Origin of the sequence: Kineosporia mesophila (assembly GCF_021129235.1) — a bacterium.
Classification (GTDB): domain Bacteria; phylum Actinomycetota; class Actinomycetes; order Actinomycetales; family Kineosporiaceae; genus Kineosporia; species Kineosporia mesophila.
This window is the reverse complement of sequence record NZ_JAJOMA010000005.1, coordinates 80,432-96,114: the sequence shown is the minus strand read 5'-3', so window position 1 is coordinate 96,114 and position 15,683 is coordinate 80,432. Positions and strand designations below refer to the sequence as shown.

General features: G+C 68.6%; 11 protein-coding genes. 4 read left to right on the top strand and 7 right to left on the bottom strand.

Annotation, left to right across the window (positions count from 1 at the left end):
• Positions 1-23: 23 nt before the first annotated feature.
• The 5 genes from LR393_RS08820 to LR393_RS08800 form a co-directional block, all read right to left on the bottom strand.
• Positions 24-1,154 carry an SLC13 family permease gene (locus LR393_RS08820; RefSeq protein WP_231483076.1) on the bottom strand — a complete coding sequence of 377 codons (1,131 nt, stop codon included), beginning with the start codon at positions 1,152-1,154 and terminating at the stop codon, positions 24-26.
• 163 nt (positions 1,155-1,317) lie between these two features.
• The gene (locus LR393_RS08815; RefSeq protein WP_231483075.1) at positions 1,318-2,427 is read right to left on the bottom strand and encodes a CapA family protein; all 1,110 of its coding nucleotides are present in this window, start codon (positions 2,425-2,427) and stop codon (positions 1,318-1,320) included.
• 141 nt (positions 2,428-2,568) lie between these two features.
• Positions 2,569-4,086, bottom strand: coding sequence for a sialidase family protein (locus tag LR393_RS08810; protein ID WP_231483074.1), 1,518 nt, complete (start codon positions 4,084-4,086; stop codon positions 2,569-2,571).
• Between the two features lie 312 nt (positions 4,087-4,398).
• On the bottom strand, positions 4,399-5,952 hold the full coding sequence (locus tag LR393_RS08805; protein WP_231483073.1) for a glycosyltransferase family 2 protein: 1,554 nt from the start codon (positions 5,950-5,952) through the stop codon (positions 4,399-4,401).
• The gene (locus tag LR393_RS08800; protein WP_231483072.1) at positions 5,949-6,575 is read right to left on the bottom strand and encodes a hypothetical protein; all 627 of its coding nucleotides are present in this window, start codon (positions 6,573-6,575) and stop codon (positions 5,949-5,951) included. The genes LR393_RS08805 and LR393_RS08800 overlap by 4 nt, the downstream gene beginning before the upstream one ends.
• A 472-nt stretch (positions 6,576-7,047) precedes the next feature.
• Between LR393_RS08800 and LR393_RS08795 the strand changes: the two genes are divergently transcribed.
• A complete protein-coding gene (locus LR393_RS08795) occupies positions 7,048-8,073 on the top strand; it encodes an NAD(P)-dependent alcohol dehydrogenase (RefSeq protein WP_231483071.1) in 1,026 nt (341 codons plus the stop codon).
• Positions 8,074-8,190: 117 nt separating this feature from the next.
• On the opposite strand, the gene pta is transcribed toward LR393_RS08795, so the two are convergent.
• Positions 8,191-10,269 (bottom strand): phosphate acetyltransferase, encoded by a 2,079-nt coding sequence (gene pta, locus LR393_RS08790; protein WP_231483070.1) that lies wholly within the window; start codon positions 10,267-10,269, stop codon positions 8,191-8,193.
• 220 nt (positions 10,270-10,489) lie between these two features.
• The gene (gene recQ / locus LR393_RS08785) at positions 10,490-12,340 is read right to left on the bottom strand and encodes a DNA helicase RecQ (RefSeq protein ID WP_345718694.1); all 1,851 of its coding nucleotides are present in this window, start codon (positions 12,338-12,340) and stop codon (positions 10,490-10,492) included.
• Positions 12,341-12,523: 183 nt separating this feature from the next.
• Between recQ and LR393_RS08780 the strand changes: the two genes are divergently transcribed.
• From LR393_RS08780 to LR393_RS08770, 3 genes are all read left to right on the top strand, one after another.
• A complete protein-coding gene (locus LR393_RS08780) occupies positions 12,524-13,021 on the top strand; it encodes a DnaJ family domain-containing protein (RefSeq protein WP_231483068.1) in 498 nt (165 codons plus the stop codon).
• A 506-nt stretch (positions 13,022-13,527) separates the two neighbouring features.
• Positions 13,528-14,622 carry an ABC transporter substrate-binding protein gene (locus tag LR393_RS08775; protein ID WP_231483067.1) on the top strand — a complete coding sequence of 365 codons (1,095 nt, stop codon included), beginning with the start codon at positions 13,528-13,530 and terminating at the stop codon, positions 14,620-14,622.
• Complete coding sequence (locus LR393_RS08770) at positions 14,622-15,671, top strand: ABC transporter ATP-binding protein (protein WP_231483066.1); 1,050 nt, start codon at positions 14,622-14,624, stop codon at positions 15,669-15,671. The genes LR393_RS08775 and LR393_RS08770 overlap by 1 nt, the downstream gene beginning before the upstream one ends.
• Positions 15,672-15,683: the final 12 nt, after the last annotated feature.

Below are 15,683 nucleotides of genomic sequence, written 5' to 3'. Positions count from 1 at the left end.
CAGGGATGTTCCCGGCACCTTCTTTAACTCGTCACCAGCAGCGTCGCCCAGCCGGCCAGCAGGATCAGGGGCAGGCCGCCGAGGCCGACCAGGCCGAAGCGCAGGGCGCTGATCTCGACTCCTCGCTGCCGGCAGCGCTCGCGCCAGAGCAGGGTGGCCAGGGAGCCCCAGAGCAGGACCAGGGGGCCGGCGTTGGTGCCGATCAGGGCGCCGAGGAGCTGGGTGGTGTGGCCCGGCGGGACGGCCGACTCGACGGCCAGGTAGGCGGGGAGGTTGTTCACCAGGTTGCTCGCACCGGCCGCGGTGATCACGGTGGCCAGGGTCGACTGCCCGGCCAGGTGCTCGATCAGGTCTCGCCCGCCGTGCAGGGTCAGCGCGGTGACGACGAGGAACAGCCCCTCGGTCAGCAGCACGATTCTCCAGGGCAGGAGCCAGAATCCCAGCACCGAGGGCGTACGGACGGCGAACACCGTCACCGCGGCCAGGGCGCAGGGCACCGCCACGACCCACGGTTCGAGGCCGGCCACCACGCCGGGCGCGAGGGCCAGGCAGGCCAGGGCGCAGATGCGGAAGGTCCAGCGGTTCGGCGGGGGGACGTGCTCGGGCGGGTCGAAGCTCCCGCGCAGGTCACGGCGGTGGATCAGCCAGAGGTAGAACACCGTCACCAGCACGCAGGCCAGCTCGGGCAGGGCCATCCGGGCCAGGAACTGCGTGGGATGCATGTCGAGCCGGCTGATCGCGAGCAGGTTGGTCAGGTTGGAGACCGGCAGCAGGAGGCTCGCGGTGTTCGCCAGCCAGACCACGAGCAGCGCGAACGGCATCGGGCGCAGGCCGAGCTTGTCGGTGACCGTGAGCACCACCGGCGTGAGCAGCACCGCGGTGGTGTCCAGGCTCATCCCGACGGTGGTCAGCACACCCAGCGCGGCGATCAGCAGGAACAGACGCAGCGTCGAGCCCCGGGCCAGCCGCGCCGCGACCCGGGCCGCAGCGTCGAAAACCCCTGCCTTCTCGGCCAGGTCGGCCAGGATCGTGATGGCGACGAGGAACCCGAGCACCGGCAGGGCACGCTCGACCGCCACGTCGTAGGCCTGCGCCCGGGGAAGCCACCCGGTGAGAACGACGAGCACGCCACCGACCGCCAGCACGAGCCACATGGCTGAAAGCTAAGGGCTACGGGGAACGTCTGCATGATCACGAACAACCCCTCCCCCAAACCTTCCGTGATCATGCAAAACCTCCCCGGCGTTCTAGAACTCTCACGGCGACAGTTCTAGAACTCTGGGGAGGTTTTGCATGATCACGGGCGAAGGAGGGGGTTCAGGGGGCTGCTGGGGTCAGACCGTCTCTTGCCCCGCCCAGGCTCTCCACCACCCTCGTCGTGCGGCGCAGGGCCTGGAGCAGGCGGGGGCGCGTGGTTGAGCCGTAGTCCTTCGTGCGCAGGGCCTGGCGTACGTCGAGTACCCGGTGCGGTATCTGCTTGGTCATCAGGAGGGGCACGTACTCGGCCTTCGAGACCGTGAAGCGCCGGGCCCCGGGGGAGCGGGTGAAGGTGAAGCGGGTCAGCAGGCCCTCGGCGTTGGCCTTGCCCGGGGTGTCGTGGTCGGCCAGCAGGTTGCCCAGTCCGTAGACCACCCAGGTGCGGCCGATCTTCTGCACCGGCTCCACCACGTGGGCGTGATGGCTGATGATCAGGTCGATCTGGCCGGACCGGGCCAGCCGGGGCGCCAGGTAGGCCTGGTCGGCCGACGGGGTCTGCTGGTACTCCTGCCCCCAGTGCAGCGAGGTCACCACCACGTCGGCACCGGCCTTCCGGGCCCGGGTGGCGTCTTTCAGCACGGTCGACTCCTGGAGCAGGTTCGCCCGCCAGGTCTGCCCCTGCGGATAGTCGATCCCGTTGAAACCGTAGGTGTACGAGAGAAAAGCGACCTTCGCGCCGTTCACCCGCAGCATCGTGATGCGCCGCGACTCCTTCTGGGTGCGGGCCGAGCCGGTGTGCCGCAGGCCGGCCGCGTCGAGCCGGGCCAGGGTGCGGTCGATCCCGTCACCGCCCTGGTCGAAGGTGTGGTTGCTGGCGGTGCTGCACACGTCGTAACCGGTCGCGGCCAGCCCGGCGGCGATCTGAGGAGGACCGGAGAAACTCGGGTAGGACGAGTACGGGCCGCCGAGCGGAGCGAGGGGCGTCTCCAGGTGGCACAACCCGACGTCCGCGCCCTCCACATAGGTGCGCACTTCGTCCATCATCGGTGCGAAATCCAGGCGACCCCGCCCGGTGACCTTGGCGTCCCGCTTCGCCTGGAACCACAAAGGCTTGTGCAGCAAGACATCACCGGTGGCGACCAGAGTGAACTGATCGGCTGCCGGGGTGGTGGGCGACAGCGGGCTGACGGACGGCGTGGAAGCCGGCCGCCCAGGTTCGTCGTCCACCATCGGACTGCTCGAACAGGACGCCAGGACGACGCAGAGCCCGGCTCCCATCCAGGGGAGGAGCCGGGCTCTGAGACCATTAACTGTGTGGCTGCTGTGACGCACGTTCCGAGTATGTCGGGTTTCGGCGATCCGGCGGAGGGCCTACTTGACCACCTTGAGCGTGCCCGCGGACACCGAGGCGCCCTTGATCCGGCCGGTACCGGAGTAGGTCAGGGTCAGGTGGTACCGGCCGACCCCTAGCCTCGGCAGCACCACCCAGCGAGAACCCTTGTTGGAGTAGGTGAAGTCGATGGACGCGCTGCGCTTGGCCCCGGCGGTCGAGGTCGCGGTCAGCGTCACCCGGCCCGGCGGGCTGGCCGTGCCCGGCACCGTCACCTTGACCTGCGCCTTCGCGTTCTGCGACTTCGGCACCGGCTTGCTGTTGCGGTAGAAGGTCATCTTCGAGCTGACCTTCACCGGGTTGATCACCTGCGAGAGCGCCACACTCCGGAAAGCGATGCGCTCCTTCCAGGTCTGCTGACCGGTCTCGTAGAGCACCCCGACCCCGGCCCCGATCTGCACGATGTCCGAGTACGAGCCCGGAGTGCTGTGCAGCTCCAGCTGGTAGCGGCTGCGCCAGGTCTTCCCGCCGGTGGTGCTGACGAAGATCGACAGGTCCCGCCGGAGGTTGCGGGTGCGGTCGGCGGGAGCGGTGAACAGCAGCACGTTGTCGTACGTCCCGGACGGCGTCAGGGCAGCGCCCTGAACCGACACGATGGGCAGCTTCGAGGCAGCGAATCCCTTGCCTGCCAGCGTCTCTCCGCCGTCCTTGGACAGCGCCCACTCGCGGGCGGTACCCGCCGGGGCCTGGTCGATGCGCTCGCGATAACTGATGAACAGGTCGCCGTTCGCCATCTCGGCCGCGGTGCCCTCGATCCAGTCGTGCGTGCCGGCGGTGTCGAGCTGGTCGTAGCCGGTGTGCCAGGTCGCGCCGTGGTCGTCGCTGTAGATGCCGTAGGCGCCGTACAGACCGTCCTTGGTCTTGTACGCCACCGGGTAGAGCAGCCGGCCGGCATGGGTACGGGTCAGCTGGATGCCGTGCCCCGGACCCGCCAGACCACCCTTGAGGCCGTCCGCCTTCATCGGGCTGCTCAGCAGCGCCGAGAACGTCTTGCCGTCGTCCGTGCTGGTCTGCAGGTACAGACCCTTGCCCTGACCACCGGAGTTCTCCCGCACGCTCACGCTGGAGAGCACCAGCACGTTGCCGGTCTGAGCGTCGACCATGGCCGACGGGCTGGCCACCCGGTTCGCACCGTCGCTGGCGATCACCTTCGGCGCGCTCCAGGTGCAGCCGTTGTCGGTGGAACGCGCCGTCGCGATGTCGTAGTTGCCCGTGTCGCTGGCGTCGTTGTTGTCCCGCGCCTCGGCGAACGCGACCAGAGTGCCCTTCGGCGTGCGCACCAGCGAGGGGATGCGGTACCAGAGCGTCTTGGACGGCTTGCTGACGAACGGCGCGCTGGAGCAGGTCGCGGTTCGAGTGATGGAGGACGCGGGTGGGCTCGCGTCGATGGAGGACGCGGTTGCGCTCGCGGAGAGGGCGTTGCCGAGCGCGAGCCCGGCCACGGCCGTGGAGGCGATCAGTCCGCCGGACCACCGGCGGAAGGTGGACGTGCGGGTCATTCGGCGTTGTTCGCGTCGAGGGCCACGGGATCCCTATCGACACTGGTCGGTAGCACTTGAGCCTGGAAGCTTTTCAAGAATCCCCCCCGGGACGACAGGGACTCGACGTTAGGTGCCCGGAGGGAGCCCGCTCGAGGCCCGCTGCACCGAGCAGACCTCGACAACGACAAAAGACAGGAGCGGCCGGTGCGGAGAGGACGAGTCACGCACTCGTCTCTCACGCACCGGCCGCTGTGGTCCGGTCCTGCGGACCCGGGGCGGGTGTCCCTACCTACCGCCGGGGGCGGACCGGACGTCCGCGGGCGCCGGGGTTCAGACCGTGAAACCCCGCTGCCGGCGGAACACCTTGCGGGCCATGAAGAGCGTCTGCACCACGGTGAAGATGTAGAGCACCGGCCAGCCCAGCGACAGGATCGCGGCCTGCACGCCGATCGACTGCTGGCTCCAGGCCAGGATCAGCAGGCCGAACACCGCCGCGAAGACCACCAGCGGGAAGATGTACGCGGCGCCCCGGCCCTTCTCGGCCGCCGCCTGGGCCGCCCAGTTGTCCTTCTCCACCCGGGCGAAGAACTGGGTCCAGGCGGAGAGGAAGTGCCCGATCCGGATCCACATGTAGGCCTCGGCCGGCAGCAGGAAACAGAACAGGTAGTCCGAGGCCGACTTGTCGTGCATGGCCATGGCCAGGCGCAGGTTCAGGGCGATCGCGATCACCGGTGGCAGCAGCCAGATCGGGTTGAACACGAAGGCGTGGATCGACAGCGCCGCCGCCAGCAGCAGGAAGAAGGCCATCCGGCTGACGATGTTGGAGACCATCGAGAAGTTCTCGAACCAGCGCAGCCGTAGGTTCGGGTGCAGCGGCTGGCCCTTCGTGTCGCCCCGCTGGCCCGGCCACATCAGGTCGATGGCGCCGTAGTTCCACTTCACCTGCTGGCCGTGCAGTGCCCGCAGGTTCTCCATCGCGCCGACGTAGGCCCGGGCCCGGGCGCTGATCTTGGTGCTGAAGCCGGCGTCGCGGATCTGCAGGCTGAGCTTGGAGTCCTCGACCTCGGAGTCGCGCACCCAGGGGGTGTTCTGGTGGTCGCGGAGCATGACGGTCTGCAGGGCCCGCATCGAGAAGATGCTGAACTGGCCGCCGAGCACCGCCATGTTGCGGCCCCGCAGCAGGTTGTCCAGGTTGAAGCCGGCGAACTGGGCGCGCTGCCCGGCCACCAGGAACTTGGCCATGCCGCCCTCGATCTTGCTCTTGTCGATCGAGTAGATGGCCGAGATGCCGCCGATCCGGGGGTCGTCGACGATCTCCTTCTCCAGCCACTCCACCGCCTGGCGGTGGGCCGTGGTGTCACCGTCGACACCCAGCAGGTAGTCGTAGCCGCGGGCCAGGCGGAAGCCGAAGTTCAGCGCCCCGACCTTCTTGTCCGGGTTCACGCCCATGTCGTGCACGTGGATCGTGGTCTCGTAGGTCTGGCCCTTGACCGTGCGGCGGTGCCGGCCGACGTAGCGGTTCGCGATCTCGACGGTGTCGTCGTCGGTGTTGTTGACGACCACGTGGATGACGTCGGGCAGGCGGGTCTGCGACAGCAGCGACTCCAGCACGTCGGCGATGCTGTCCTGCTCGTTGTACGCCGGGATGACACAGGCGATCCGGGCGTGCCGGACGATCTCCAGGTCCGGGGTGCCGCTCTCCGGTGACGTGCCCTGAGCCGGCAGGTGCAGCGCCCGGGCCGCGGCCTGCTGGCCGGCATCGAGCATGCGCTGGTGGAAGGGCCGGGTGTCCGGCAGCTGCGGGTTGCGGCGGGCCGGCACCTGGGTGACGACGTGGACCTCGCCGGGCTCGCGGGCGATGAGGATCTCGTTGTTGCTGCTCACTGGGAAGCTCCTTCGCTGGCGGCCTCGCTGCTTGAACTCACGTTCAGCGCGACGGTGTCCAGAACGGTCTGGCGGTAGAAGGCACCCGAGCCGGGCTCGGTCTCGACGAGCAGGTCGAAACGGACGTCGATGGTCCGGTCGCCCGTGTCGGTAGCGGTGGGGATCGCCAGCGCGGAGGTGTAGGAGTACGGCGGGGTGAGCACGAACTCGCCCTGGTCGTCGGCCAGCGACACGGTGCTGCCGTCGCTGTTCTCGAGGGTGGCGGCGAACCGCGTCACCTTGACCGTGTGCAAGCTGTCGGCGCCCTTGAGCTCGGCCGAGAGGTGCACCTCGGTGTCGCTGCCGTCGGTCCAGTAGTTGACGACCAGCGAGTGGTCGCCGGCCGACTGCCTGTGCTTCGCCGATCCGTCAGCCAGTTCGCCGGTGGCGAAGGGGTTGACGGACGTGGTGGTCACCGCCGGGGAAGGCGTCGCGGTGGCGGTCGTCGCCGGGGTGTGGACGACGCTCGCTGCGGCCGGCTTCTTCACCGTGAGGGAGGGACTCATGGAGGCCCACTCGGTGGAGCACCCGGACAGGAACACCGGGAGGGTGAGGAACGAGGCCACGAGGGCGACGCGCTTCACCGGATTCTTGCCGAGGCGGCCGGGGACACGGCCGTTGCTCTGCGTAGGACTGTGATGGCGTGGCGTCTGGGACGGACGCCCACCGTGGGACATGGTGGTACTCGGTCTGAACATGGGACCCCATTGCGTGACGATGGGTGGTGACTTCTCGTCGGCTCTTCGTCGAGGCCGCCGTTTCCGTCGCTCTGTGTCACTTCAAGTTGGCCACACCGGCTTCCGGTTACGGAAGGTAGTCGCGGGACTTGCAGGCGATTGGCTCACTCCCCGTCACGAATTCGATAATCTGATCACGCTGAGTAGATATTCGACGTACGTCACACCAGCTCGGTGGCCACTATGGGAGGTTCGGGAACTACGTCCTCGATTTAAACGACACATGTAGGACTAACGTCGGCAGTGCTCGCGCCCGGACGTCTCACCTGCGATGACGGCGCCCGACCGACGCGACGACATCTCGTAGAAGAGGTAGGTCATGAAGGCCGTGCAGTACCGCACGATCGGTAAGGGTCCTGAGGTCGTCGAGATCGACAAGCCGGTCGCCGGGCCGGGGCAGGTCCTGCTGAAGATCACCGCCGCCGGCCTGTGTCACTCGGACGAGCTGGTCATGTCCGTGCCGGACGCGATGGGTTACGAACTGCCGATGACGCTGGGCCACGAGCCGGCCGGCATCGTCGAGGAGCTGGGCGCGGGCGCGACCGGCATCGAGGTGGGTACCCCGGTCATCGTGTACGGCTGCTGGGGCTGCGGCGTCTGCGAAATGTGCGCCGCCGGAAAGGAAAACCTCTGCCTGAAGGGCATGACCTCACCCGGTCTGGGCTCCGACGGCGCGATGGCCGATTACCTGGTCGTCGACACCCCGCGTCACCTGGTGCCGATCGGTGACCTCGACCCGGTGCGCGCCGCGTCCCTCACCGACGCCGCCCTGACCCCCTATCAGGCCATCCTCTCCGTGCTGCCGAAGCTCAAGGGCGGCTCCACCACGGTCGTGCTCGGCGTCGGCGGCCTCGGCCACGTGGCCGTGCAGCTGCTGCGCGAGCTCACGGGCACCCGGATCATCGCGATGGACGTCGCCCCGGAGAAGCTCGAGCTCGCGAAAGAATGCGGCGCGCAAGAGGTGCTGCCGTCCGGCCCGGAGGCCGCGGCCGAGGTGAAGAAGATGACCGGTGGCCGCGGCGCCGACGTCATCTTCGACTTCGTGGGTATCGACAAGACCAGCGAACTGGCCCTGGCCTGCGCCGGTTACGAGTCGCACATCGTCATCGTCGGCGCCGGTGGCGGCGGCGTGAAGATCGGATTCCTCAGCGCCCCGTACAACATCAACGTCTCGACCTCGCTGTGGGGCGGCCGGGCCGAACTCGGCCAGCTCGTCGGCATGGCCCAGCGCAACCAGATCCACATCAAGACCCGCACTTTCAGCCTGGACGAAGTACCGAAGGCCTACGAACTCCTGCACGAGGGCCAGATCGTCGGCCGGGCGGTCGGCGTCCCCTCGCCGTAACGAGGACAGGCCCCAGAACCTTTGTTCGTGATCATGCAAAACCTCCCCGGCGTTCTAGAACTCTCGCTGAGACAGTTCTAGAACGCCGGGGAGCTTTTGCATGATCACGGAGGTTGTTCAGTCGCGCTGGCCGGCCTGGATCGCGGTCAGGGCGATCGTGTAGACGATGTCGTCGACCAGGGCGCCACGGGACAGGTCGTTGACCGGCTTGGCCAGACCCTGCAGCATCGGGCCGACGCTGATGACGTCGGCGCTGCGCTGAACCGCCTTGTACGTGGTGTTTCCGGTGTTCAGGTCGGGGAACACGAACACCGTGGCCCGGCCCGCGACCGGGCTGTCGGGCGCCTTGCTCTTCGCCACCGAGGCGATGGCCGCCGCGTCGTACTGCAGTGGTCCGTCGGCGAGCAGTTCCGGGGCGCGCTCGTGCACGATCCTCGTCGCCTCGGTCACCGCGGCCACGTCGGTGCCGGAGCCCGAGCTGCCGGTGCTGAAGCTGATCATTGCCACGCGCGGCTCGATGCCGAAAGCTTCGGCCGAACGTGCACTCTGGATCGCGATGTCGGCCAGCTGCGACGGCGTCGGGTTCGGGTTCACCGCGCAGTCGCCGTAGATGACGACCTCGTCGGGCAGGCACATGAAGAACACCGACGAGACCAGCTCGGCCCCCGGCGCCGTGCCCAGCAGTTGCAGGGCCGGGCGCACCGTTGCGGCCGTGGTGTGCACGGCCCCCGCGACCAGGCCGTCCACCTCGTCCAGTCGCAGCATCATCGTGCCCAGCGTGATCGGGTCGGTGAGCTCGTCCGTGGCCCGCTCCGGGGTCATGCCCTTGTGCCGGCGGGCCTCGACCATCTTGTCGACGTACCGGTCGGCCACCCGCCGGGGGTCGATGATCTCCAGGCCGGCGGGCAGTTTCAGGCCCAGACCCTCGGCCTGGGCGCGCACCTCGTCCTCCGGCGCCAGCAGCACGCACTGGGCGATACCCCGCTGCTGGCAGGTCACCGCCGCGCGCAGGGTGCGGGGCTCACTGCCCTCCGGCAGCACGATGCGCTTGGACACAGCCCGGGCCCGGGTGGTCAGCCGGTGCCGGAAAGCCGGCGGGCTGACCCGGGCCAGATGAGTCGCCGTCGGAAGCTCGGCCAGCCAGCCCGGATCGAGCGAGGCGGCCACGCTCGAGGCTGCCATCCGCGCCCGCTCCTCGTCGTCGTAAGGAATGTCCGGGTCGAAAGAGTTCAGCGTCAGAGCGGTTTCGTAGCTGTACTCCTCGGTGAGCAGGATCGGCAGGCCGGTCGCCGCGGCCGGCCGGCACAGCGCCCAGACCCGCGGGTCCGGCTCGATCCCGACCGTGAGCAGCAGACCGGCCAGCCGCACCCCGTTCATCGCGGCCAGGCAGACCCCGAGGATGACGTCGGCGCGGTCACCGGGCACGACCACCAGCCGGCCCTCCCGCAGCAGGGGCAGCATGCCCTGCACCGACTGCGCGGCAATGATGACGTCCTTGACCCGGCGGCTCTCGTCACCCTCGCTGAGCACCTTCACGTCCAGCGCGGCGACCAGGTCCTTGGTGCGCGGCCAGCTCAGCTCCTCCTTCACCGGAACCGCCCCGGCCAGGCGCACCCCGACCCCCGCGAGCGCCTGGTGGAGCTCCGCCTTCTGCTCCGGTGACCGGCCGGCGACCTTGTTGACGATGCCGCCGATCACCCGGTCGTGCTCACCACCGCGATACGTCTGCGCCGTGATGGACATCGACTCGGCCGTGCGGGCCACGTCACCGTCCCCGTCGGCCGCACTGACCAGCACCACGTCCGCGTCGAACGCCTTGGCCAGGGCCAGGTTCACCCGGCCGGAGTAGACACCGCCCGGGCCGCTCGCCAGACCCTCCACGATCACCACGTCGTGCGCCGAGAGAATTGGCTCGGCCGTCTCCACCGCCTGCTGCATCAGGGTGTCGAGGCTGTTCTCACTCAGCAGCCGCTCGGCCTCCTTGGCCGGGATCGGCTCCGGTGGCTCCAGCGCGGAGATCAGCCGGATCAGCGCCGTCGACGTGTCAGCCACGTCGGTGCGTGTCCGGAACTGGGCCAGGGGTTTGAAGAAACCGACGTTCACCCCACGCTGCTGCAACGCGGCGACGACGCCGAGGCAGGTAGTCGTGAGGCCGGAACCGTGTCCGGTGGGAACCATCAGCAGGGTGCGGGTCATCGAGCACTCCAATTACAGGCCGGGGCACTGCTCGCGACCAGCCTGCCTTGTGGGTGACCAGCCTGCCCCGTGAAGAGCTCCCTCGCCCTTCGCGACGAGAACGAGCAGATGTCTGGACAGGACGTTACCCAGGGGCAAGACGTCCTGGATCGCCCGGGCCCTGTGTCTGGGCGACGGGTTTCGTGATCATCCGCACGGGCGTGGCGTTCGCCTCACCCCGTCACTCCGCGGAGAGCGTCTCCAGCACCTGCTCGCCGTACTTCTCCAGCTTTGCCTGACCCACCCCGTCGACCGTGCCGAGCTGCTGCAGGCTCGTGGGCACCAGCGTGGCGATCTGGCGCAACGTCTTGTCGTGGAAGATCACGTACGCGGGCAGACCCTGCTCCTTCGCCACCCCGGCCCGCCAGGCCCGCAGCTTCTCGAACACCACCGTCGCCTCGGGCGTCAGATCGATGGCCGGGCTCGCCTTACCGCCCGACGAGCGGCCCGAACCCGACGAGCGCGCCGGCTTCTCCGGCTCGGTACGCATCATCACCTCGCGCTCGCGGCGCAGCACGGCCGAGCTGCCCTCGGTCAGCGTGAGCGTGCTGTACTCGCCCTCGACCGCCAGCAGATTCTTGGCCAGCAGCTGCCGCACCACACCGCGCCACTGCGACTCGCTCAGCTCGGTGCCGATGCCGAACACGCTCAGCTCGTCGTGCCGGAACTTGGTGACCTTCTCGGTCTTCTTGCCCAGCAGGATGTCGATGGACTGACCGGCGCCGAACTTCTGGTTGCGTTCGCTCTGCAGCCGGTAGACGGTGCTGAGCAGCTTCTGCGCCGGCACGGTGCCGTCCCAGGTCTGCGGCGGGGCCAGACAGGTGTCGCAGTTGCCGCAGGGCTGGGCCTGCTCGCCGAAGTAGTTGAGCAGCTGCACGCGACGGCAGTCGACGGTCTCGCAGAGTGCCAGCATCGCGTCGAGGTGACCGGACAGCATGCGCCGGTGGGCCAGGTCACCCTCGGAGCTGTCGATCATGCGGCGCTGCTGCACCACGTCGGCCATGCCGTAGGCCATCCAGGCGGTGGACGGCAGGCCGTCACGACCCGCGCGGCCGGTCTCCTGGTAGTAGCCCTCGATCGACTTGGGCAGGTCGAGGTGCACCACGAACCGTACGTCGGGCTTGTCGATGCCCATGCCGAACGCCACGGTCGCCACCATCACCAGGCCGTCTTCCCGCAGGAAGCGCGACTGGTTCTGCGCGCGCACCCGCTGGTCGAGACCCGCGTGGTAGGGCAGCGCCGGGATGCCGCTGGCGCTCAGCGTCTCCGCCGTCTTCTCCACCGAGTTACGGGAGAGGCAGTAGACGATCCCGGCCTCTCCGTTGTGCTCGGTGCGCAGCAGGTCGAGCAGCTGCTTGGTCGGCGAGTTCTTCGGCACGATCCGGTACTGGATGTTGGGCCGGTCGAAGCTGGCGACGAAGTGCCTGGCCTCGGTCAGGTTGAGCCGCTGCGCGATCTCCTGGTGGGTGCGCGACGTGGCCGTGGCCGTCAGGGCGATGCGCGGCACAGTGGGCCAGCGCTCGTGCAGCATCGACAGCGCCAGGTAGTCGGGCCGGAAGTCGTGACCCCACTGAGCCACACAGTGCGCCTCGTCGATCGCGAACAGGGCGATGTTGCCCTGCTCCAGCAACCGCATGGTGGACGAGGTGCCTCCGCCCAGCGCCTCCGGCGCCAGGTAGAGCAGGTCGAGTTCGTCGGCCAGGAAAGCCTTCTCGACCTCGCGCCGGGTCTCGTAGTCCTGACTGGAGTTGAGGAACCCGGCCCGCACGCCGAGCGCCGTCAGCGCGTCGACCTGATCCTGCATCAGCGCGATCAGCGGCGAGATCACCACCCCGACGCCCCGCCGCACCAGCGACGGCACCTGATAGCACAGCGACTTGCCGCCACCGGTCGGCATCAGCACCAGCGCGTCGCCGCCACCGATGACCTGATCGACGATCTCCCGCTGGCTGCCCCGGAAGGAGTCGTACCCGAACACCCGGTGCAGCACCTCCAGCGCCGGATCCGGATCACCGGCCCCGCTGACGGTGATGCCGGGGTCATGGGCAGTCTCGGCGTCCGCAGTCACCCGCCCGAGTTTAGAGGCGGTGCGCGAGCGTCGTCGGCGCCCTGGGGACAAAGGTGATCTGTGGACAACGGCGCCGGGTGCGCGGGGCCGGGAAAATCGGGGGCCGCGCCGGCGTTGTCACCGGGAGACGAGTGCACAGGGGAGGCCATGACGGAGCGGAAGCCGGCGGGCATGCGTAGCGAGGACTGGGTCGAGCGGCAGATCCGCGAGGCCCGGGAGCGGGGTGCCTTCGACAACCTGGAGGGCGCGGGCAAGCCCCTGCGCGGCCTGAACCGCACGTTCACCTCGGAGGAATGGGCCCGGGACTGGGTGCAGCGCTCCGGCGGTGACCTGGAAGCACTGCTCCCGCCCCTGCTGATCCTGCGCAAGGAGCGAGCCGCCCTGCTCACGGCCCTGCCCACCTTCGCGTCCGAGAAGGTTCTGCGCGACACGATCGCCGACTTCAACCACCGCCTGCTCGACCAGTACCGCCGCCCCATGGACGGCCCCCTGATCGCCGTCGGCGTGCTCGATGCCGACGAGACGGTGGAGCAGTGGCGGGCGACGCGCCCGGAGATCCCTCAGAATCCGGACCCCGAGCCCACCCCGCTTCCTGCCTCAGGGCTGAGACACCGACTCCGCCGTCTGGTCCGTCGCACCGACTGACCGGTCCGACCCGGCCTGGGCGATCGGGGGCATTCGTCGCGGCCAGAGCGCAACGAATGCACACGATCAGCGCGGTCATTCCTTTCCCTCTCGGGATCACGGAAGAAAGGGGACGGGTCTCAAGGGGAAAGGGGCCGGGTGCCGAAGTCGCACTGTGACCTGCGCCTCAAAGGTGATGTCGTGAGACGCAGATCTCAAACTCTGGGTTTGTCACGACCAAACGCGGGCCTTCACCTCCTGATGTGAAGCAGGGGTGAAAGCCGGCGCCTGGCTGAACCCGTACAAGACCCACCAAAACCGACCATGAAGGTGGGCCGCCGCATCGACCTGCACTATTTCCCGGTAACCCAGGCGTCACGGAGGTGACCTGCGCGCAACCGACGGGCCCACGGGCGTCCTTCATTGAAGGCCTTTTCGTATGCGAAGTCGTATGCGAAAGTCGATCCATCGCCATCACCCCCGTCGGCCGAACCAGCGGCCGGGCTGCCTCAAAGGGATCGGACCTCATGAACAGCAACAACTTGACCCGCCGTGGTTTCTTCGGCGCGAGCGCGCTGGCCGGGCTGATGGGGATGGCCGCCTGCGGCTCGCCGGGCGGTTCCTCGTCGGGCGCAAGCGGCAGCACCAAGCTCACGATGTTCCACTGGGCCGGCGCCCAGGCGACCGTGCCGGAGAAGGTCGGCGACGCGTTCGCAGAAGCCAACAATGTCGACGTGGCCTACATCGAGGGCACGAACGCCGACACCTTCCCCAAGCTGGTCTCGTCGGTGCAGATCAACAAGAACTCCCCGCTGCTGAACCTGGGCTTCTTCAACGGCCAGAGCTTCGCGCAGGGCAACGCCTCGGACCTGTGGGAGCCGGTCCCCGCCTCGGTCACGAACATCGACGCGGTCAACAGCAAGTACCAGATTGCCGACCGCCGTGGCGCTTTCATGGTGATGGACGCGATGGGCCTGATCTACAGCAAGAAGGCGTTCAAGACCCCGCCGACCTCCTGGATGGACCTGTTCGACAGCGCCTACCGGGGCAAGGTCACCACCTGGGACGCACCGGCCTTCAGCGTCAACGCGCTGCCGGTGATCGCCAAGCTGAACGGCGGCTCGGAGAGCGACCTCCGGCCGGGCATCGACATCTTCTCGAAGGCGGCCAAGGCCGGGCAGTTCCACGGCTTCATCGCCTCGATCGACGCGCTGCGCCAGCAGCTGAACTCCGGCGAGGTCGTCATCGCCCCCGGGTTCCAGGGTGTGGCCCAGCCGTGGATCGACGCGGGCGACGACATCGGATTCGTGGCGCCGAAGGAGGGGCTGATGGCCTTCCCGGAGGGCTTCCAGCTGGTCGCCGGCTCCAGCGAGGCACAGCTCGAAGAGTCCGCGAAGCTGCTGAACGAGCTGTTCGCGCCGGAGAACGTGGCCGAGTACTGCAACCTCAACGGCCTGATCCCGCTGGTCGAGGGCGCGGAGCTGAAGGCCGAACTGGCCGACAAGGAGACCTTCCAGCTCGCCGCGGTCGAATCGGCCATCCAGATCGACTGGGCCACGCTGGTGGAGAACATCGAAGACGCCACCACCGCCTGGAACAAGGACGTCAAGGCGAACATCTGATGAGTGACTTCGGGGCCAGCTCGGTCGAGATATCGGACGTCACACGCACCTTCGGCAGTCAGCGGGTGCTCGGTTCGATCAGCCTGAGCATCCGGGCCAGCAGTTTCCACTGTCTGCTGGGGCCTTCCGGCTGCGGAAAGACCACCCTGCTGCGCATCATGGCCGGGCTGGACACCCCCGACACCGGTGTCGTCACCATCGGCGGCACCGATCACTCGCGCACCGCCGCCCACCGCCGGCCGACCAACCTGGTGTTCCAGTCCGGGGCCCTCTTCCCGCACCTGACGGTCGCCGACAACGTGGCTTTCGGGCTGAAGACCGACCGGCGGACGCCCCAGGGCGAGGCGCGCTCGCGGGTCGCCGAGATCCTCGACCTGGTGGCGATGGGTGAGTACGCCGACCGCCGCCCGGCCACGCTCTCCGGTGGTCAGCGGCAGCGGGTAGCGATCGCCCGGGCCCTGGTGCGCCGGCCCGATGTGCTGCTGCTCGACGAGCCGCTCTCCGCCCTGGATCTGGCGCTGCAGCTGCGTATGCGTCGTGAACTGCGGCGCTGGCAGCAGGAAACCGGCACCACCTTCGTCTGCGTGACCCACAATCAGTCCGAGGCGATGGAACTGGCCGACGAGATCGCCGTGATGAACGCCGGCGTGGTCGAGCAGAGCGGCAGCGCCCGGGACCTGTACGAACAGCCGGCCAGCCGGTTCGTGGCCTCGTTCATCGGCGAGAACAACATTTTCGAGAAGCTCACACCAATGGACGAGGGGCACACCGCAGACGGTCTGGTCTTCCCGGCCGGCCGGGCCGATTCCCTGGCGGTCCGTCCCGAGGCGATCCGGCTCGTCCCCGCCGACCACCCGGCCTCCCGGGGCCCCGGGCGGGTGCTCACCACGAGCTTCACCGGTAAGAGCGTGCGGGTGTCGCTGCGAACCTCGACCGGGCGCGAGGTGCTGGCCGAACTCGCGCCGGGTGCCACCACGGCGCAGGCCGGGGACACGGTCGGCATCGACTTCGACGACGCCGCCGTACGGCGTTTCGGGGCCGCGGCGTGACCGGCCCTACCG

Excerpts from the sequence above, each read along its gene's own strand:
- LR393_RS08820 (WP_231483076.1), bottom strand. The coding sequence starts at position 1,154 with ATGTGGCTCGTGCTGGCGGTCGGTGGCGTGCTCGTCGTTCTCACCGGG.
- LR393_RS08815 (WP_231483075.1), bottom strand. The coding sequence starts at position 2,427 with ATGGTGGACGACGAACCTGGGCGGCCGGCTTCCACGCCGTCCGTCAGC.
- LR393_RS08810 (WP_231483074.1), bottom strand. The coding sequence starts at position 4,086 with ATGACCCGCACGTCCACCTTCCGCCGGTGGTCCGGCGGACTGATCGCC.
- LR393_RS08795 (WP_231483071.1), top strand. The coding sequence starts at position 7,048 with ATGAAGGCCGTGCAGTACCGCACGATCGGTAAGGGTCCTGAGGTCGTC.
- pta (WP_231483070.1), bottom strand. The coding sequence starts at position 10,269 with ATGACCCGCACCCTGCTGATGGTTCCCACCGGACACGGTTCCGGCCTC.
- LR393_RS08780 (WP_231483068.1), top strand. The coding sequence starts at position 12,524 with ATGACGGAGCGGAAGCCGGCGGGCATGCGTAGCGAGGACTGGGTCGAG.
- LR393_RS08775 (WP_231483067.1), top strand. The coding sequence starts at position 13,528 with ATGAACAGCAACAACTTGACCCGCCGTGGTTTCTTCGGCGCGAGCGCG.
- LR393_RS08770 (WP_231483066.1), top strand. The coding sequence starts at position 14,622 with ATGAGTGACTTCGGGGCCAGCTCGGTCGAGATATCGGACGTCACACGC.